This is a genomic window from Pseudomonas sp. Tul2A7 (genome assembly GCF_054790505.1).
This window is the reverse complement of record NZ_CP186499.1, coordinates 551,246-568,678: the sequence shown is the minus strand read 5'-3', so window position 1 is coordinate 568,678 and position 17,433 is coordinate 551,246. Positions and strand designations below refer to the sequence as shown.

Annotated in this window: 19 protein-coding genes; 13 read left to right on the top strand and 6 right to left on the bottom strand. The window is 60.6% G+C overall.

Annotation, left to right across the window (positions count from 1 at the left end; all coding sequences use genetic code 11):
- Positions 1-27: 27 nt before the first annotated feature.
- Positions 28-1,194: an MFS transporter gene (locus tag ACOYXJ_RS02690; RefSeq protein ID WP_034153084.1), complete on the bottom strand. Its 1,167-nt coding sequence runs from the start codon at positions 1,192-1,194 to the stop codon at positions 28-30.
- 34 nt (positions 1,195-1,228) lie between these two features.
- A complete protein-coding gene (locus ACOYXJ_RS02685) occupies positions 1,229-1,531 on the bottom strand; it encodes an ArsR/SmtB family transcription factor (RefSeq protein WP_007917068.1) in 303 nt (100 codons plus the stop codon).
- 170 nt (positions 1,532-1,701) lie between these two features.
- On the opposite strand from ACOYXJ_RS02685, the gene ACOYXJ_RS02680 reads away from it, so the two are divergent.
- On the top strand, positions 1,702-2,286 hold the full coding sequence (locus ACOYXJ_RS02680; protein ID WP_460367759.1) for an acyl carrier protein phosphodiesterase: 585 nt from the start codon (positions 1,702-1,704) through the stop codon (positions 2,284-2,286).
- 102 nt (positions 2,287-2,388) lie between these two features.
- Here ACOYXJ_RS02680 and ACOYXJ_RS02675 read toward each other — a convergent pair whose 3' ends face one another.
- Together ACOYXJ_RS02675 and olsB are read right to left on the bottom strand one after the other, a co-directional pair.
- Positions 2,389-3,183, bottom strand: a complete 795-nt coding sequence (locus ACOYXJ_RS02675; RefSeq protein WP_460367757.1) for a lysophospholipid acyltransferase family protein — start codon at positions 3,181-3,183, stop codon at positions 2,389-2,391.
- Positions 3,183-3,938 carry an L-ornithine N(alpha)-acyltransferase gene (gene olsB / locus ACOYXJ_RS02670; protein ID WP_007916280.1) on the bottom strand — a complete coding sequence of 252 codons (756 nt, stop codon included), beginning with the start codon at positions 3,936-3,938 and terminating at the stop codon, positions 3,183-3,185. The genes ACOYXJ_RS02675 and olsB overlap by 1 nt, the downstream gene beginning before the upstream one ends.
- A gap of 153 nt (positions 3,939-4,091) precedes the next feature.
- Here olsB and ACOYXJ_RS02665 point away from each other — a divergent pair, with 153 nt between their 5' ends.
- From ACOYXJ_RS02665 to ACOYXJ_RS02645, 5 genes are all read left to right on the top strand, one after another.
- Positions 4,092-4,970 (top strand): acyl-CoA dehydrogenase middle domain-containing protein, encoded by an 879-nt coding sequence (locus ACOYXJ_RS02665; protein ID WP_150792579.1) that lies wholly within the window; start codon positions 4,092-4,094, stop codon positions 4,968-4,970.
- A gap of 166 nt (positions 4,971-5,136) precedes the next feature.
- A complete protein-coding gene (locus ACOYXJ_RS02660) occupies positions 5,137-6,210 on the top strand; it encodes a serine hydrolase domain-containing protein (RefSeq protein ID WP_150792580.1) in 1,074 nt (357 codons plus the stop codon).
- Positions 6,207-6,503 (top strand): amidase, encoded by a 297-nt coding sequence (locus tag ACOYXJ_RS02655; protein WP_460367754.1) that lies wholly within the window; start codon positions 6,207-6,209, stop codon positions 6,501-6,503. The genes ACOYXJ_RS02660 and ACOYXJ_RS02655 overlap by 4 nt, the downstream gene beginning before the upstream one ends.
- A 184-nt stretch (positions 6,504-6,687) precedes the next feature.
- Complete coding sequence (locus tag ACOYXJ_RS02650) at positions 6,688-7,278, top strand: YceI family protein (protein WP_460367752.1); 591 nt, start codon at positions 6,688-6,690, stop codon at positions 7,276-7,278.
- 1 nt (position 7,279) lies between these two features.
- A complete protein-coding gene (locus ACOYXJ_RS02645; RefSeq protein ID WP_134178077.1) occupies positions 7,280-8,437 on the top strand; it encodes a phospholipase D-like domain-containing protein in 1,158 nt (385 codons plus the stop codon).
- Between the two features lie 134 nt (positions 8,438-8,571).
- Here the strand turns inward: ACOYXJ_RS02645 and bglX are convergent, their stop codons facing one another.
- Positions 8,572-10,863: a beta-glucosidase BglX gene (gene bglX / locus ACOYXJ_RS02640; protein WP_460367750.1), complete on the bottom strand. Its 2,292-nt coding sequence runs from the start codon at positions 10,861-10,863 to the stop codon at positions 8,572-8,574.
- A gap of 261 nt (positions 10,864-11,124) precedes the next feature.
- On the opposite strand from bglX, the gene ACOYXJ_RS02635 reads away from it, so the two are divergent.
- From ACOYXJ_RS02635 to ACOYXJ_RS02620, 4 genes are all read left to right on the top strand, one after another.
- Positions 11,125-11,733: a LemA family protein gene (locus ACOYXJ_RS02635; RefSeq protein ID WP_095119162.1), complete on the top strand. Its 609-nt coding sequence runs from the start codon at positions 11,125-11,127 to the stop codon at positions 11,731-11,733.
- A gap of 13 nt (positions 11,734-11,746) precedes the next feature.
- Positions 11,747-12,502, top strand: coding sequence for a TPM domain-containing protein (locus ACOYXJ_RS02630; protein ID WP_460367747.1), 756 nt, complete (start codon positions 11,747-11,749; stop codon positions 12,500-12,502).
- 33 nt (positions 12,503-12,535) lie between these two features.
- Complete coding sequence (locus tag ACOYXJ_RS02625; RefSeq protein ID WP_150792583.1) at positions 12,536-13,153, top strand: TPM domain-containing protein; 618 nt, start codon at positions 12,536-12,538, stop codon at positions 13,151-13,153.
- Positions 13,154-13,461: 308 nt separating this feature from the next.
- Entirely contained in the window at positions 13,462-14,679 is a 1,218-nt protein-coding gene (locus ACOYXJ_RS02620; RefSeq protein ID WP_460367745.1) for a class I SAM-dependent methyltransferase, read from the top strand.
- 81 nt (positions 14,680-14,760) lie between these two features.
- Here ACOYXJ_RS02620 and ACOYXJ_RS02615 read toward each other — a convergent pair whose 3' ends face one another.
- Positions 14,761-15,666, bottom strand: a complete 906-nt coding sequence (locus ACOYXJ_RS02615; RefSeq protein ID WP_460367743.1) for a DMT family transporter — start codon at positions 15,664-15,666, stop codon at positions 14,761-14,763.
- A 268-nt stretch (positions 15,667-15,934) separates the two neighbouring features.
- On the opposite strand from ACOYXJ_RS02615, the gene ACOYXJ_RS02610 reads away from it, so the two are divergent.
- From ACOYXJ_RS02610 to ACOYXJ_RS02600, 3 genes are all read left to right on the top strand, one after another.
- A complete protein-coding gene (locus ACOYXJ_RS02610) occupies positions 15,935-16,516 on the top strand; it encodes a DJ-1/PfpI family protein (RefSeq protein ID WP_095049176.1) in 582 nt (193 codons plus the stop codon).
- A 13-nt stretch (positions 16,517-16,529) separates the two neighbouring features.
- A complete protein-coding gene (locus tag ACOYXJ_RS02605) occupies positions 16,530-16,835 on the top strand; it encodes a ribbon-helix-helix domain-containing protein (protein ID WP_460367741.1) in 306 nt (101 codons plus the stop codon).
- A gap of 183 nt (positions 16,836-17,018) precedes the next feature.
- Positions 17,019-17,363, top strand: a complete 345-nt coding sequence (locus tag ACOYXJ_RS02600) for a YegP family protein (RefSeq protein ID WP_116028834.1) — start codon at positions 17,019-17,021, stop codon at positions 17,361-17,363.
- Positions 17,364-17,433: the final 70 nt, after the last annotated feature.

The following is a 17,433-nucleotide window of genomic DNA, read 5'->3' as shown; positions in this document are numbered from 1 at the left end:
TCTACAACCCTCATAAGTAAAAGTTAATCAGTTAGTTGCCGGGGCCAGATCGGCATTGCCGTTCTGACGGAAAGTAATCAGGGTCACCAGCAGGGCGAGCACGGCCAGTGCGGCGGCTGCGAGCGGCACGCTGGTCAGGCCGTAACCGTGGGCGATGACGCTGCCGCCGACCCAGGCGCCAAGAGCGTTACCGACGTTGAACGCGCCGATGTTCAGGGTCGACACCAGGTTCGGTGCGGCTTTGCCGAAGGTCACCACGTTGACTTGCAGCGCCGGCACGGCGGCGAAACACGCGGTAGCCCAGAGGAACAGGGTGATTTCGGTCGGGATCAGCGCGACGCTGGTCCAGGTCAGCACGGTGGAGACCACGGCCATGGCGATGAACACGCCGATCAGCGTGGCGGCCATGCCTTTGTCAGCGAGTTTGCCGCCGATGATGTTGCCGACGGTCAGACCCAGGCCGATCAGCATCAGCGTCCAGGTCACGCCACGCGGCGACACGCCAGTGACTTCGCCGAGCAGCGGCGCGACGTAGGTGAACAGGGTGAAGACGGACGCGGCGAACAGCGCGGTCATGCTCAGCGACAGCCAGATCCCGGCACCCTTGAGGGCGGCGAGTTCGGCGCGCATGTCGAGTTTTTCTTCGTCACGCTTGGCCGGCAGGAAGCGGATCAGGCCGATCAGCGCGATCACACCAATGACCGTCACCGCCCAGAAGGTCGAGCGCCAGCCGTATTGCTGACCCAGCGCAGTGCCCAGCGGCACACCGAGGACGTTGGCCAGGGTCAGGCCGGTGAACATCAAAGCCACTGCCGAAGCGCGTTTATTCGCTGGCACCAGATTGGCTGCCACCACCGAACCGATGCCGAAGAACGCACCGTGGCACAGCGCAGTGATCACCCGGGCGAACATCAGCACGTTGTAATCACTGGCAATGGCGCAGAGCAGGTTGCCGACAATAAAGATGCCCATCAATGCGACCAGTGCCGCTTTACGCGGCAGTTTGGCCGTGGCCATGGCCATGAATGGCGCACCGATGGCCACGCCGAGGGCGTAACCGGTCACCAGCCAACCGGCGCCGGGAATCGACACACCGAGGTCGGCCGCCACATCGGGCAGCAGGCCCATGATGACGAACTCGGTGGTGCCGATGGCGAAGGCGCTCAAGGCGAGGATGAGGAGCGAGAGGGGCATGCAGGTTTCCTTGTCGGCTGGCTGACGTTAAGGGTCAGAGCTCTTTACTGAGGGTGCTGAGGAACGCCTGGATCACGTCCTCGTTACGTTTGAAAAAGTGCCATTGACCGGCCTTCTGGCTGCTGATCAGACCGGCGCGTTGCAATGTCGCGAGATGCGCAGATACGGTCGACTGCGACAGGCCACAGCGTTGATCGATCTGCCCGGCGCAAATGCCGTACTCGTGGTTGTGCAACTGTTCCGGAAATTCGTTCTTCGGGTCTTTCAGCCAGTTGAGGATGTCTCGCCGTACTGGGTGCGCCAGGGCTTTTATTATTTCGTCGAGGTCGAGGTTCATGGCAGGGTGCTCACAATGTGTACAACGCTATATCGCGATGTGGCGAAATATAAATCGTTGGATCGCGATACACCAATATGATTTTGATCTGACGTCAGCATAAATTGGTATATCGCGTTATAACGATACGTGGGTGTATGGCTTATGGGCCGCAGTGCTAAGCTGCGCCCATGAACTATCTCGCACATTTACACCTCGGTGGCCAGCGCCCCGGGCAACTGCTCGGCAGTCTGTATGGCGATTTCGTCAAAGGCCGGCTGCAAGGGCAGTTTGCGCCGGAGGTGGAGGCGGCCATTCAACTGCATCGACGGATTGACGTGTTCACGGATCGCCATCCGCTGGTGGACATCGCCCTGGGGCGGTTTTCCGACACGCGCCGGCGTTACGCCGGGATCGTGCTCGATGTGTTTTTCGACCACTGCCTGGCGCGGGACTGGCGGCTGTATGCCGAGCAGCCGCTGGAGGTTTTCACCGCTGATGTTTATCGGGTGCTGACCCGCGAACGGCAACTGCCCGAGCGACTGGCGAAGATTGCCCCGCACATGGTTGCCAATGACTGGTTGGGGTCGTATCAGGAATTTGAAGTGCTGGAACAGGTGTTGCGCGGGATCTCGCGGCGCTTGACCCGGCCGGAAGAACTGGCGGGGGCGATGCAGGAATTGCGGCGGTTGTATGAGCCGTTGAGTGAGGATTTCGCTTTGTTCTACCCACAACTCCAGGACTTCGCCCAATCCCCCCAGACACCGCAGATCTAATGTAGGAGTGAGCCTGCTCGCGATAGCGGTACATCAGGCAACATCAATGTGACTGACACACCGCTATCGCGAGCAGGCTCACTCCTACAGGGGGGTTGTGTTTCAGGCGGCAATCAATTCGCCGGCACGACGTGGTTCGACCGGTTTCGCCACTTCGCCAAACAACGCCTTCTGCACCGCCTGCTGCGCTTCAAACGCCAATGCCGCACGCTCACGCCCCTGACAGGCCATCGGCTTGAGCAGGTGAACTTCGACATCGCCGCAATCATTGCTGAACAGGCGCATCAGGTGCGAGAGCAGATCATCGTCGCCAATGAACGGCGCCAGCGCATCGATTTCGCCATCGCGCAGATAACGGATCGCCACCGGTTGCAGCATCACCTCGGAATCAATCGCCGCCGCCAGCAAGCGACCATGAAAGGTGCGCAGCGAACGGCCATCGGTGGTGGTGCCTTCCGGGAACATCAGCAAGGCGTGCTCGGTTTGCAGGTGACGGGTCATCTGTTTGCGGATCAACTGGCTGTCGCCCGAACCGCGACGGATGAACAGGCTGCCAGCCTTCGCCGCGAGCCAGCCGGCCACCGGCCAGGTGCGCACTTCAGCCTTGGACAGAAACGACAGCGGCGTGAGCATCCCCAGCAGCGGAATATCAGTCCACGACACATGATTGCTGACCCACAGCATCGGCTGTTGTGGCAATTCACCGTGCACCGTCACGCGAAAGGGCAGGGCATTGCTCAAACGCGCCATGAAGAAGCGCGACCAGCGCTGACGCCGTTCCATCGAATGCGCCAGGCCAATCCGCTCAAACACGCCGAAGACGCTGGCCATGGTCAAACCCAGCGACACCACCAACAGCACTCGCGCGATCCGCGCGTACACCCGCAACCGGCTCATTACACAGCCGCCTTGAAGTGCTTGGCGTAGCGCGGGCAGAGTTCGTCGCGCTTGAGCAGGATGAACACGTCGGCGACCTGGAAGTCTTCGTCCCAGCACGGCTCGCCGCAGATCTTCGCGCCCAAGCGCATGTAGGCTTTGAGCAGCGGCGGCATTTCGGCGATCACGTTGGACGGAATATCCAGGGTTGGCAGCGGATTTTTCGGCTCGGCGCGCAGGTGTTCGGTGCACAGATAACGTTCGCGCAGGCGCTGCATGATCGCGTGGGCCTGGATGCCGCCGTCCTGCATCGGGATGCTCGCGCAGCCCATCAAATAACTGTAGCCACCCTGATTCAAGACTTCGGCCAACTCGCCCCACAACACCGCAATGGTGCCGCCGTTGCGGTACGCCGGGTCGACGCAGGTGCGGCCGATTTCGAGGATCGGGCCTTGCAGGTGCGCGAGGCCATGCAGGCTGAATTCTTCTTCACTGTAGAACTTGCCGAGGCTGCTGGCGGCGGTGTGATCGAGCAGACGCGTGGTCGCGACCAAACGGCCGGTGTTCAGATCACGCACGCCGATGTGGCTGCAGTGAACATCATAATCATCCATGTCCAGACCCAGTTCCGCGCCTTTCAGTTTGGCGTTGAACTCGCCGCTGAAGACGTTGAAGCGCAGGGCCTGGGCTTGCTGCAAGGCCTCGGCGCCGATCAGGCGTTCGGCTTGCAGGCGGCGTTCATTGCCGGTGTCGCTGATGCGGGCGATCTGAGTCATGTGAATCTCCGTACGGGCCTTTAACCCGTCGTGGGTTGCAGCCGATCGACTTTCTTTATGCAGCCGTGTTGTGCAAAGTCAGGCTATGTAGCCCCGGTGTCATCGCCATGAAAGTTTGGTGATGCTTATATGACAGCCCACAAGGAGCCTCCTATGCCCTGGCCAGATCTGCTGCACAGCCGTGAACGATTGCCCGCCGTTGCCGACCTGGCCGAGGGTTTTGCGACGTTGTTGCAGCAACTGGGCAACGTCACGCCGTTCGAATTGGCGGTCGCGGGCGGGCGGCGGATGGCGACGCCGGGGCTGGCGTTTCTGCTCGGTTACCAAGCGGCATTGCGTATGCTGTGGCCGAGCGCGCCGCTGAGTCTCGGTGCGTTGTGTGCGACCGAACAGCGCAGTTTGCGTCCGGCGGATATGCAGACGCGGCTGAGCGATTTGCGCCTGAGTGGACGCAAGGATTTCGTCACCGCCGGCGATGCGGCGGACTGGCTTTTGATTGCTGCGCGCAGTGAGGAACCCGGCGAAACCCCACGCCTGAGTCTGGCGGTTGTGTACCCCGGCGAGCCCGGCGTAACCGTAGAGAAACTGCCGGCGCTGCCGTTGATGCCGGACATCAGTCATGGCCGGTTGCTGCTGGATGGCGCGTTGTGTGAGTTGCTGGCGGGGGATGGCTGGGATGCTTATGTGAAGCCGTTTCGCACCCTGGAAGATGTCTATGTGTTGAGCGCGATGACCGCGTGGTTGTATGGCGTCGGCCAGGACAGTGACTGGCCGCAAGCGCTGCAACTTCGGTTGCTGGCGTTGTTGGCCGGGTGCGCCGAGGCGAGTCGGCAACCGCCGAACAATCCGGTCGGGCATGTGTTGCTCGGTGGGTTGTTTGCGCAGTTTGCGGCGCTGGAGGGGGAGGTGAGTCAGGCGTTGGCTGACGGGCCGGCAGAATGGGCGCAGATGTGGCAGCGCGATCGGGGGGTGATGCAGTTGGCGGCGGGGGCTCGGGCCAAGCGGTTGGCCAAGGCTTTGGCGGGGGGCTGAAGGGCCTCATCGCGAGCAGGCTCACTCCTACAGTTGATCGAGTTTCGTCAGTTGAAATGCGTTCAACTGTAGGAGTGAGCCTGCTCGCGATAGCAATCCCAAGAACACCACACATCTGTCATCAACCCCGACTAGTCTCAGCAGGTTCATTCCCAGAGCCCTCCCCATGTGCAAAGGCCTGTCGCTGTTTCTGCTGCTGATCAGCTTCACCGTTCACGCCGAACAATGGCCGGGTGAAGAATGGCCAACCGGCCCGAAGGTCACCGATACAGAGGCGCTGGAAAACTACGCCTTCCCACCCCGCGACGACGCCAACCGCCAAGGCATCCGCACCGACGCCTTGCTGATCATCCGTGACGGCCAGATCATCTACGAACGCTACGCCGGCCCGACCACTGCACAAACCCCGCATCTGACCTGGTCGATCAGCAAAAGCCTGATGGTCACGGTCCTTGGTGTGGCGTATGGCGAAGGCCTGTTCAAACTCGAAGACCCCGCCGCGAAGTTCTATCCGCCACTCGCTAAACACCCGCAGATAAAAATCGCCGACCTGTTGCACTGGGCCTCCGGCATCGACTGGCAGGAAGACTACGAATACGCCCCGCTGAAATCCTCGGTGGTGGCGATGCTCTATACCCGTGGCCACCGCGACATGGCCGCGTTTACCGCCGATCACGATGCCTACGCCGAACCGGGGCAGGCCTTCCGCTATTCCAGTGGCGACAGCAATCTGCTCGCGGCGGCGTTGAAAACCATCGTCGGGTCGCAGCGTTATGCGGATTATCCGTGGACGGCTTTGTTCGAGCCGTTGGGCATCCGTCACGCCGTGTGGGAAACCGATGCCAGCGGCACGTTTGTCGCGTCGTCTTACGCTTATCTGACAGCCCGGGATCTGGCGCGCGTCGGTCTGCTGATGGCCCGCGATGGGCGATGGAGTGATCGCCAATTGCTGCCCAAGGACTGGGTCGCGTTCAACTTGAAACCCTTCAGTGGCTATAAGGCCCATCAGGACGAAGCCGTGCCCGGCGGCCAATGGTGGCTCAATCGCCCGGCGGATAGCGCCGCATCACCGTGGCCCGACGCACCGCCGGACACCTTCGCCGCCCTTGGTCATTGGGGCCAGGCGCTGTACGTGATCCCCAGCGAGAAACTGGTGATCGTGCGATATGGCGATGATCGCGATGGCAGCTATCGACATAACGAGCTGCTTAAGCGTGTACTGATGGCGGTGCGGCCATGAAGCGCTTCTTGCTGTTAGCGCTGGTCCTGCTGCTCGGCTGGATCGTCTACGAACGAGAAAACCTGTGGGCCTTCCCGGACATCATCAGTGCCTACACGGCGAAGGAATATTGTTCCTGCCGGTACGTGATGAACAACGACGCCGAATATTGCCGTGGCTACGTGAAACAGTGGCTGCCGACCAGCGCCTTCACCGATGACGGCGTCAGCAAAACCATCACCGTCAGCGGCATGAGCCGCAGCAACCGCGCTCAGTGGTTGAGCGAACGCCAGGGCTGCCGCCTCAATCCCTGAAAACACCCGATGGTTTTTTGTGGGAGCGAGCCTGCTCGCGAATGCAATAGCAGGCGCACCTTCTCTGTTGAGGCAGATGACGTTTTCGCGAGCAGGCTCGCTCCCACCGGGTGTGATCTTCAGTTTGCAATAACGGCGTGGGCGGTTAAGGTTCGTGCAGGTTTATCGGCCCCACGAGTGTTCAATGTTCAACCGCCCCCTCTGTGCAACCCTGTCGAGCCTGTTGCTCGCCGCCGTCGCGCTACCGGCGCAGGCCAATTGGTATCTGGACGGCGAGTCGTCGCGGCTGTCGTTCGTCAGCACGAAAAACGCCAATGTCTCCGAAGTGCAGCGCTTTCTGGTGCTGCACGGTAAGGTCGATCCCAATGGTCGCGCCGAAGTCGAAGTCGAGCTGGACTCGATCAACAGCGGCATCCCGCTGCGCGATGAGCGCATGCGCAAGGAGCTGTTCCAGATCGAGCAATTTCCCGAAGCGACCATCACCACGCAGATTGATTTGCGCCCGATCAACGATCTGGCCCCCGGTGCGCAGCTGGAATTGCGTCTGCCGCTGACAGTCAACCTGCACGGCAAGCAGCACGAATACCCCGCCGAACTGCTGGCGACGCGTCTCGATGACCGACGCTTTCAAGTGGTCACCCTGGAACCGCTGGTGCTCAACGCTGAAGATTTCGATCTGCTGCCAGGGCTGGAAAGCCTGCGCAGACTCGCCAATCTGTCGGCCATCAGTCTGTCGGTGCCGGTGGGTGCGGTGCTGATCTTCACGGCGCGCTGACATGCGCGGCGCGGTGTTTCCGTGGCGCGATGGCAACCGCTTCGAGCTGTTGATCGACGGCCCGCAATTCTTTCCGCGCATGCTTGAGCAGATTGCCGGCGCGCAGGAGCAGATCGAACTCGAACTGTATCTGGTTGAGGCCGGCGCTTGTGCCGAAACCATCGTGCAGGCGCTGGTGCTGGCGGCCGAACGTGGCGTGCGTGTGCGGTGCCTGTTTGATGATTACGGCAGCCTGGCGTTTACGCTCAATCTGCGTCAGCGCCTGACACACGCTGGAGTCGAACTGCGTTTCTACAATCGCCTGAGCTGGCGGCGCTGGATCGGCAACTTCTATCGGGATCACCGTAAATTGCTGCTGGTCGATCAGCGTCTGGCCGTGGTCGGAGGCACCGGAGTCACTGACGAGTTCTGGACGCCGGGGCACGACACCAGCGAATGGCACGAAGTGATGGTCGAGATCAGCGGCCCGCTGGTGATCGACTGGCAATTGCTGTTTGACCGCCAGTGGATTGCCAACCGCTATCGCCGCGCCTGGCGCCCGGCTGCACATTTCGGTCTGCCACGGTTACCGCGCGTGCCGGACAAGGGCGAGGGCATGGGTCGTGTGGCGTATGCCGATGCCCGCCAGCATCGTGACATTCTGCAATCGCTGTTCCGCGCTTTGAACAGTGGGCAAAAACGCATCTGGATGGCCACACCGTACTTCCTGCCGACCTGGAAAATCCGCCGCTCCCTGCGCAAGGCTGCCGCGCGTGGTGTCGATGTGCGTTTGCTGCTGACCGGGCCGCGCACCGATCACCCGTCGGTGCGCTACGCCGGGCATCGCTACTACCCGCGACTGCTCAAGGCCGGGGTGCAGATCTTCGAATACCAGCCGTGCTTTCTGCATTTGAAAATGGTGCTGGTCGACGATTGGGTGAGCATCGGTTCGTGCAACTTTGATCACTGGAACCTGCGCTTCAATCTGGAGGCGAATCTGGAGGCGCTGGACCCGTCGTTGACGGCAGCGGTAGAGGCGAGTTTTGTGAAGGACTTCGGGCTGAGTCAGCAGGTGAGTCTGGAGGAGTGGCAACGCCGGCCGTTGTGGCGGCGGGTCAAGCAGCGGGTGTGGGGCTGGGTGGATCGGGTGGTGGTCAACATCCTCGACCGCCGCGGATAAACCCGATTCTGAATTGATCGTTCCCACGCTCTGCGTGGGAATGCAGCCCGTGACGCTCCGCGTCACTGGACGCGGAGCGTCCCTTGAGGCATTCCCACGCGGAGCGTGGGAACGATCAGTCGAGCAAAAACCGGTTACAGCAATTCAAAGCTCTGCTGCGTCACGTCCTGGGAATCCAGGCCGATCTGCACGTTGAACTTGCCAGGCTCCGCCGCGTATTTGAGCTGGGCGTTGTAGAACTTCAGGTCATCCTCGGTGATGGTGAAGTGCACGACTTTCTGTTCGCCGGCCTTGAGCATGATTTTCTGGAAGTTCTTCAGTTCTTTCACCGGGCGGATCATCGAGCCGGTGACGTCCTGGATGTACAACTGCACCACGGTTTCGCCGTCACGCTTGCCGGTGTTTTTCAGCATGACGCTGGCGTCGAGCTTGCCAGTGGCGTTGAGGGTGGTCGACGACAGCGCCATGTCGCTCAGGGCGAATTGGGTGTAGCTCAGGCCATACCCGAACGGGAACAGCGGCCCCGTGGTGTCATCGAAATACTGCGAGGTGTAGTTGCCCGGTTTGCCCGGCGTGAACGGCCGACCAATGCTCAGGTGGTTGTAGTAAGTCGGGATCTGGCCCACGGAACGCGGGAAGGTCACTGGCAGTTTGCCCGACGGGTTGTAGTCGCCGAACAGCACGTCGGCGATGGCGTTGCCGCCCTCGGTGCCGCTGAACCAGGTTTCCAGAATCGCGTCAGCCGACTGGTTCTCTTCGAGAATGGTCAGTGGGCGGCCGTTCATCAGCACCAATACCAGCGGTTTGCCGGTGGCTTTCAGGGCGCGGATCAGCTCGCGCTGGGTTTCCGGGATGTTCAGGTCGGTGCGGCTGGAGGATTCGTGGGACATGCCACGGGATTCACCTACCGCTGCCACGATCACGTCAGCGTCTTTTGCAGCTTTCACTGCTTCGTCGATCAGCACGTTGGCCGGGCGCGGGTCATCGACCACTTCCGGCGCATCGAAGTTGAGGAAGTTCAGGTAGTCCAACACCTTCTTGTCGCTGGTGATGTTGGCGCCACGGGCGTAGATCAGGTTCGACTTGTTGCCGATCACCGAACTCATGCCATCGAACAGCGTGACCGATTGCGCAGGGCGCCCGGCGGCGGCCCAACTGCCCATCATGTCGATCGGCGCTTTGGCCAGCGGGCCGACCAGCGCGACTTTCGCGTCTTTCTTCAGCGGCAGGGTTTCGTTCTGGTTCTTCAGCAGTACCAGACTGCGACGCGCCACTTCACGGGCCTCGGCACGGTGCAGACGGCTCTCGGCGTAGGTGTCGGCCGGATCATCTTCAGCCTTGCCGATACGCAGGTAAGGGTCCTTGAACAGGCCCATGTCGTACTTGGCCGCGAGCACTTCACGCACTGCGTTGTCGATGTCTTTCTGTTCGATCTCGCCGGACTTGAGCAGCCCCGGCAGCTCTTTGCCATACAGTGTGTCGTTCATGCTCATGTCGATGCCGGCCTTGATCGCCAGCTTCGCCGCTTCACGACCGTCGCGGGCCACGCCGTGCTTGATCAGTTCGAAGATCGCGCCGTGGTCGCTGACCGCCAGGCCTTTGAAACCCCAGTCGCGGCGCAGCAGATCGTTCATCAGCCAGGTGTTGGCCGTGGCCGGAATGCCGTTGATCGAGTTCAACGCGACCATCACACCACCGGCGCCGGCATCGATCGCGGCGCGGTACGGTGGCAGGTAATCCTGGTACATCTTCACCGGACTCATGTCGACGGTGTTGTAGTCGCGACCACCCTCGACCGCGCCGTACAGGGCGAAGTGCTTGACGCTGGCCATGATGCTGTCAGCCGCGCTCGGGGTGGCGCCCTGATAGGCGCGAACCATGACGCCGGCGATGCGCGAGGTCAGGTAGGTGTCTTCACCGAAGCCTTCGGAGCTGCGGCCCCAGCGCGGGTCGCGGGAGATGTCGACCATCGGCGCGAAGGTGATGTCGAGGCTGTCGGCAGCGGCTTCTTTGGCGGCAACGCGCCCGGACTGGCCGATGGCGTCCATGTCCCAACTCGAGGCGAGGGCTAGCGGAATCGGGAAAATCGTACGGTGACCGTGGATCACGTCGTACGCGAAAAACATCGGAATCTTCAGGCGGCTGCGCATGGCCGCGTCCTGCATCGGCCGGTTTTCCGGGCGGGTGATCGAGTTGAACGTGCCGCCGATGTTGCCGGCAGCGATCTCTTTGCGGATCAGCTCACGTGGCATTTCCGGGCCGATGCTGATCAGGCGCAACTGGCCGATCTTTTCATCGAGGGTCATTTGGCTCATCAGATTCGTGATGAACGCGTCCTTGTTTTCCAGGGGTACCGGGGTCGTGGCGGCCAATACTTGATGACTGGCCAGGCTGACGAACAGACCCAGCAAACACAGCTTCTTCATGAATATTTTTCTCAAGGGCCCAAGCGGCATTGCAACGCCGGCCAGCCAAAATTTAGGGAGCGACTATTGTTGTTCGGGTACAGGCTCAAAGAAACAGAGCCAAAAACGGCAGCCGACACTTGGCAGCATGATCACGCAGGGCACTTTTTAGCCCATTGCCCCGTCGTAATCCAGCGACGCGGCCGATTATGCCCCAAGAGCCCGCTGAGAATGTTTCGCGCTCGGTTTTTATAATGATATGTGCCAAGGAGCATCACTGCGATGAATGTAAGCCCAACCAATCGCTCGCGTTTGCAGGTCGCCACGCTGCTGGTGCTGGCCACGCTGTTGACCGCGTGCGGCATCAACAATATCCCGACCCTCGACGAACAGGCCAAAGCCGCATGGGGCCAGGTGCAGAACCAGTACCAGCGCCGCGCCGACCTGATCCCCAATCTGGTGGAAACGGTGAAAGGTTATGCGGCTCACGAGCAGGAAACGCTGACCGCAGTGATCGAGGCGCGGGCGAAAGCCACGTCGATCCAGGTCGACGCCAGCACCCTCGACAACCCGGAAAAACTCAAGCAGTTCCAGCAGGCGCAGGATCAACTGACCGGTGCGTTGAGCCGCTTGATGGTGGTGTCCGAGCGCTATCCGGATCTTAAGGCCAACCAGAACTTCCTCGCCCTGCAATCGCAACTTGAGGGCACGGAAAACCGCATCGCCGTGGCACGGCGCGATTTCATTCTGGCGGTGCAGAAATACAACACCGAAATCCGCACCTTCCCCGGTCGCCTCTGGCACAGCGTGATGTACAGCGACCTGCCGATCCGCGAAACCTTCGAAGCCACCACGCCCGGCGCGGAAAAGGCCCCGGAAGTGAAATTCTGATTCGAGGTTGTCCATGCGTGTGTTGAAAATGGGTCTGGTGCTGATGCTGTGGTTGTTCGCCGTCAGCGCCCGGGCCGAGTTGACGTTCCCGGCGCTGAGCGGGCGGGTGGTGGACGAAGCGCAGATGCTTGAGCCGTCGGTGCGCGCGCAACTGAGCCAGCAATTGCAGGCCCACGAACAGGCCACCGGCGAGCAACTGGTCGTGGTCACGCTGCCGGATCTGCAAGGCACGACCATCGAAGACTTCGGCGTTCAGCTCGGCCGGCACTGGGGCATCGGCCAGAAGGACAAGAACAACGGCGCACTGCTGATCGTTGCCCGTGACGAGCGCAAACTGCGCATCGAAGTCGGTTATGGCCTCGAAGACCGGCTGACCGACGCGCAGACTTCAGTGATCATTCATCAAGTCATCACTCCAGCATTCAAGAGCGGCAATTTCAGCAAAGGCATCAGCGACGGCGTGGCGGCGATGCTGGTGGTGCTCGGTGGTAATCCGCTGGATGAGCCATCGACGGTGTATGAGTCCAGTGGTGATCCGTCCGATGATTTCATCTCGCGGCATCCGGGATTGTTCGTGTTTTTGGTGATGTTGTTCATCCTGACGGTGTTTGTCTGCCAGATGCTCGGTATCCTGCCTGCCGGCCGGGGTGGCTCCGGAGGAGGGGGCGGCTTCGGCGGTGGTGGCGGGTTTGGCGGCGGCGGTGGAGGCGGCGGCTTCAGCGGCGGCGGGGGCAGTTTCGGCGGCGGTGGTTCGTCCGGCGGCTGGTGATATCAGAAGAATAATGAGCAGGCACTTTTCAACATGGCACTACTGACCGAACACGAACAACGCAAAGTCGCCGAGGCGATCGCCCGGGTCGAGCGCGACACCGACGCCGAACTGGTGACGGTGCTCGCAGCGCGCGCCGATGACTACGCGTACATCCCGTTGTTGTGGGCCAGCCTGTTGGCGCTGATGGTGCCGGGCATCGTCCACTACCTGACCGGCTGGCTGACCCTGCGCAGTCTGCTGCTGGTGCAGTGGGGCGCGTTTATCGTGCTGTGCCTGCTGTTTCGTCTGCCGAAAATCACCACTCATTTGATACCGCGTCGCGTGCGGCATTGGCGTGCGTCAAACCTGGCGCGGCGGCAGTTTCTCGAGCAGAACCTGCACCACACGGTGGGCAGCACGGGAATGCTGATTTTTGTTTGCGAGGCTGAGCGGTATGTGGAGATTCTGGTGGATGAGGGGATTTCCAAGCGGCTGGATAATAAATCCTGGGATGCGATTGTTGCTGCGTTTACTGAGCAGGTGCGCCAGGGGCGCACGCTGGAAGGGTTTGTCACGTGTATTGAGGCGTGTGGGGAATTGCTGAAGGTGCATGTGCCGGTGACGCAGGTGAGGAATGAGTTGCCGAATCGGTTGATTGTGCTGGGGTAAGACAAACCCTCACCCCAGCCCTCTCCCAGAGGGAGAGGGAGCCGACCGAGGTGTCTTGCGCTCGACATCGACCTGAAAATCCGAGTCGATTATGGATTTAAAGCAAAACTTTCAAACCTGAGTTCGACTCGGTATTTCAAGTCGGCGTAACTCGTGAAAACACCTCACCCTAGCCCTCTACCTCTGGGAGAGGGCTAGGGTGAGGGCAGCTTTAACCAACCGTTCGGCAAATAAGAGCGTGTCCCCAACCCCCATCCCCCCTAAAATAACCGCCATTCCCGATTTCGCCCGTCCGAGGCCGCTTTTTCATGTCCGTTACTGCTCCTGCCACCAAACCCGCGCCCGATCACCACGCCCAGTTCATCGAGCTGCTGCAAACCAGCCTCGAACAGAACGGCTTCATCAAACTGGTGCTGGCCAAGTACGTCGGTGACGAAGCGGATCTGCAACGGGTCATCATCAAAGCGGTGACGGTCAAGGCGCAGCCGAATCTGTCGTTCGTCTATCGCTATAAAACCCGCGACATCACCAAAAACCTGCCGCTGAACGAAGGCGTGGCGACGATTGCCGCGCTACTGCCAGCCGCGTTCAAAAATGCCCATTTACTCGCGGTAACTGATGAAGCCCAGCTCGAATACAGCAAAAAGGGCAAGAGTTCGCTGTTCAAAAGCAAACCTCAGCAATTGCGCGAAGCGCCGTCCGCTGAGCACAATCGCGAGAAAAACCGCTTTCTTGAGTTGAGCCGACCGTTCCTCAAGGATCTTGGCGTGACCAATGCGCAACATGAGCTGATCCCGGCGATGTCGCGCAAATGGAAGCAGATCAACAAGTTCATCGAAGTGTTCAGCCACGCCCTGACCTCGTCGCCGCTGGCCCTGGACAAACCGGTGCGCGTGGCGGATTTCGGTTCGGGCAAGGGTTACCTGACGTTCGCGATTCACGATTACCTGCGCAACACCTTGAACGCCGAGGGCGAAGTCACGGGTGTCGAGTTGCGTGAGGAAATGGTCAACCTGTGCAACGCTGCGGCGGCGAAGCTCGATCATCCGGGCCTGGTGTTCAAGTGCGGTGACGTGCGCAGCGTGGCGCCGAGCGAGCTGGATGTGATGATCGCCCTGCATGCCTGCGACATCGCTACCGACTACGCGATCCACACCGGCATCCGCTCCGGCGCATCGATCATCATGTGCTCGCCGTGCTGCCACAAACAGATCCGCCTGCAGATCCAGAGCCCGGCGCTGCTCAAACCGATGCTGCAATACGGTTTGCACCTCGGTCAGCAAGCGGAAATGGTCACCGATAGCTTGCGTGCGCTGTTCCTGGAAGCCTGCGGTTACGAAACCAAGGTCTTCGAATTCATCTCGCTGGATCACACCAACAAGAACAAGATGATTCTCGCGGTAAAACGCGCCGAGCCGGTCGATCCGGCTCAGCTGTTGGTGAAGATCGAAGAGTTGAAGGCGTTCTACAACATCAGCGAGCACTGCCTGGAAACCCTGCTGCGCGCCGACGGCTACCTGGCCTGACACAAAACCCTGTGGGAGCGACGGTGCGACGATTCGACCTGCTCGCGAAAGCGGACTGACAGTCAACGATGATGTTGGCTGTTACGGACCCTTCGCGAGCAGGCTCGCTCCCACATGGGGTTTGATCGCGGTCTTGCGGCCGAGCATCACGGTGGCAATCACACCGCAGGCAAACACCCAGGTAATCGGTTCGACATGTTCACCAAAGAACAGCGCCGAAAACGCGATGGTGAAGAAAATCTGCAACAACTGGATCTGACTGACCCGGGCAATCCCGCCCATGGCCAGCCCGGCGTACCAGGCGAAGAAGCCGAGAAACTGCGAAAACAGCGCCACGTAACCAAACGCCCACCAGGTCTTGGCCGACACCGCACCCTGATGTTGCAGCGCCAGATACAGCACCGGCCCGATCAACAGCGGCGTCGACAGCACCAGCGCCCAGCAGATCACCTGCCAGCCGCCCATCTCCTTGGCCAAGCGGCCGCCTTCGGCATAACCCAGTCCACCGACGGCAATCGCGCCGAGCATCAACAGATCACCCGCCTGAATACTGCCGGCCCCGGTGTACAACGCATAACCGAGCACCAACGCACTGCCCAGCGCCGCGCAGGCCCAGAAGGCTTTTGACGGGCGCTCATGGGACAACCACGCGGCATACAGCGCCACACATAGCGGTTGTAGCCCGTTGACCAGCGCACCGTGGGACGCCGGCAAGGTTTGCATGGCCCACGCCGACAACACTGGAAAACCCAGAATCACCCCGGCGATCACCAGGCTCAGGCCTTTGACCTGCTGCCAGGTTGGCCACTTCTCGCGACGCCACAACAACAGCAGCGCTGCCGGAATCGCTGCGAACAATGCGCGGCCCAAACCGTTGAGCAATGGATGCATTTCCTCCACCACGATGCGGGTGAAGGGCAGGGTGAGGCTGAAAATCACCACGCCGAGCAGGCCTAGGGCCATGCCGGTGTTTTCGCGCGAGGACATGATGGGGACCGAAATTGAAGGTGGCAGGGAATGACCTTCATAAAGCCATAAACCGAGTGGTTCGGGCTGTTACAGCTAGGCACAGACTTAGGCGTACAGTTTGCGGACGCTATCGCGAGCAGGCTCACTCCTACAGTTGAAATGCGTTCCCCTGTAGGAGTGAGCCTGCTCGCGATGGCATCAACTCGGTAGTAGCCCGTTGTTACCCGTCACTGTCGAATAGGTCTACCTTGAACACTCCCAAGCATTCTCCAGAGGAGTCCTCCCCATGGCCGCGAAAAAGATCCTGATGCTGGTCGGCGATTACGTCGAAGATTACGAAGTGATGGTGCCATTCCAGGCCCTGCAAATGGTCGGTCACACCGTCCACGCTGTGTGCCCGGACAAGGCCGCCGGCAAGACCGTGCGCACCGCGATCCATGACTTCGAAGGCGATCAGACTTACAGCGAAAAACCCGGTCACCTGTTCGCGCTTAACTTCGATTTCGCCAAGGTCAGCGAGGCCGATTACGACGCGCTGTTGATCCCCGGTGGTCGTGCGCCGGAATACCTGCGTCTCAATGAAAAAGTCCTCGACTTGGTGCGCGCCTTCGACAAGGCCGGCAAACCGATTGCCGCGGTCTGCCACGGCGCGCAATTGCTGGCAGCGGCGGGCGTGCTTGAAGGTCGCGAATGCAGTGCCTACCCGGCCTGCGCGCCGGAAGTGCGACTGGCGGGTGGTACGTACATCGATATCCCGGTGACGGACGGCCACGTTCAAGGCAATCTGGCCACAGCCCCGGCATGGCCGGCGCATCCGAACTGGCTGGCCGGGTTCCTCGGTTTGCTCGGCACCAAAATCACCCTGTAACGAGGATTCGCCGATGTGCGAGCTCTACGTCAAGGCCGACCCGATTCTCTACGAATCACGCTCGCGCTCGCTGCGCATCTGCGGCGTGGTGACGACGTTGCGCCTAGAGAATCAGTTCTGGGACATCCTCAGCGAAATCGCCGAGGTCGACGGCATGACCACCAACCAGCTGATCGCCAAGCTGTATGAAGAGGTGATGGATTATCGCGGTGAGGTGGTGAATTTTGCCTCGTTCCTGCGGGTGAGTTGTACGCGCTACCTGAGCCAGCGGCGGGTGAGTGCGCCGGAGTTGTCGGTGGTGCGGTCGGTGGTGAAATAGCCAGCATCGCAGTGACCCTTTCGCGAGCAAGCTCGCTCCCACTTGCGACCGCGTTCTCCAACTGGAATGCGCTCAAATGTGGGAGCGAGCTTGCTCGCGAAGGGGCCGGTACAGGCGACAGATATTCAGGACTGGTCTTTACTCTGAAGCGCGAAATCTCTCAATCGCCAAGGAGCAACGAGTATGTCCGGATGGTACGAACTCAGTAAAAGCAGCAACGGCCAGTTCAGGTTCGTGTTGAAAGCGGCGAACGCCGAAACGATTCTGACCAGCGAGCTGTACACCACTCGCGCAGCGGCCGACGGCGGCATCGCGGCGGTGCAGACCAACAGCCCGCTGGATGAGCGCTACGAGAAGAAGTCGACGAAGGACGGCCATCCGTATTTCAATCTGAAAGCGGCCAATCATCAGGTCATCGGCAGCAGCGAGGCGTATTCATCGGATGCGGCGTGCGATAAAGGCATTGCCAGCGTCAAGGCGAACGGTCCGAGCAAGGTGATCAAGGACAAGACTTTGCCTGTCCTCTGACCTCACTTTCAAATCCACCAAAAAATCCCCTGTGGGAGCGAGCCTGCTCGCGAAAGCGGTGTATCAGTCA

Bases quoted from the DNA above. Each gene is read 5' to 3' on its own strand.
- ACOYXJ_RS02615 (WP_460367743.1), bottom strand. From the start codon at position 15,666: ATGTCCTCGCGCGAAAACACCGGCATGGCCCTAGGCCTGCTCGGCGTG.
- ACOYXJ_RS02675 (WP_460367757.1), bottom strand. From the start codon at position 3,183: ATGAGCCGGTTGCGGGTGTACGCGCGGATCGCGCGAGTGCTGTTGGTG.
- ACOYXJ_RS02690 (WP_034153084.1), bottom strand. From the start codon at position 1,194: ATGCCCCTCTCGCTCCTCATCCTCGCCTTGAGCGCCTTCGCCATCGGC.
- ACOYXJ_RS02680 (WP_460367759.1), top strand. From the start codon at position 1,702: ATGAACTATCTCGCACATTTACACCTCGGTGGCCAGCGCCCCGGGCAA.
- bglX (WP_460367750.1), bottom strand. From the start codon at position 10,863: ATGAAGAAGCTGTGTTTGCTGGGTCTGTTCGTCAGCCTGGCCAGTCAT.
- ACOYXJ_RS02605 (WP_460367741.1), top strand. From the start codon at position 16,530: ATGTGCGAGCTCTACGTCAAGGCCGACCCGATTCTCTACGAATCACGC.
- ACOYXJ_RS02610 (WP_095049176.1), top strand. From the start codon at position 15,935: ATGGCCGCGAAAAAGATCCTGATGCTGGTCGGCGATTACGTCGAAGAT.
- ACOYXJ_RS02620 (WP_460367745.1), top strand. From the start codon at position 13,462: ATGTCCGTTACTGCTCCTGCCACCAAACCCGCGCCCGATCACCACGCC.
- ACOYXJ_RS02665 (WP_150792579.1), top strand. From the start codon at position 4,092: ATGCCCTGGCCAGATCTGCTGCACAGCCGTGAACGATTGCCCGCCGTT.
- olsB (WP_007916280.1), bottom strand. From the start codon at position 3,938: ATGACTCAGATCGCCCGCATCAGCGACACCGGCAATGAACGCCGCCTG.
- ACOYXJ_RS02655 (WP_460367754.1), top strand. From the start codon at position 6,207: ATGAAGCGCTTCTTGCTGTTAGCGCTGGTCCTGCTGCTCGGCTGGATC.
- ACOYXJ_RS02645 (WP_134178077.1), top strand. From the start codon at position 7,280: ATGCGCGGCGCGGTGTTTCCGTGGCGCGATGGCAACCGCTTCGAGCTG.
- ACOYXJ_RS02685 (WP_007917068.1), bottom strand. From the start codon at position 1,531: ATGAACCTCGACCTCGACGAAATAATAAAAGCCCTGGCGCACCCAGTA.
- ACOYXJ_RS02630 (WP_460367747.1), top strand. From the start codon at position 11,747: ATGCGTGTGTTGAAAATGGGTCTGGTGCTGATGCTGTGGTTGTTCGCC.
- ACOYXJ_RS02625 (WP_150792583.1), top strand. From the start codon at position 12,536: ATGGCACTACTGACCGAACACGAACAACGCAAAGTCGCCGAGGCGATC.
- ACOYXJ_RS02600 (WP_116028834.1), top strand. From the start codon at position 17,019: ATGTCCGGATGGTACGAACTCAGTAAAAGCAGCAACGGCCAGTTCAGG.
- ACOYXJ_RS02635 (WP_095119162.1), top strand. From the start codon at position 11,125: ATGAATGTAAGCCCAACCAATCGCTCGCGTTTGCAGGTCGCCACGCTG.
- ACOYXJ_RS02660 (WP_150792580.1), top strand. From the start codon at position 5,137: ATGTGCAAAGGCCTGTCGCTGTTTCTGCTGCTGATCAGCTTCACCGTT.
- ACOYXJ_RS02650 (WP_460367752.1), top strand. From the start codon at position 6,688: ATGTTCAACCGCCCCCTCTGTGCAACCCTGTCGAGCCTGTTGCTCGCC.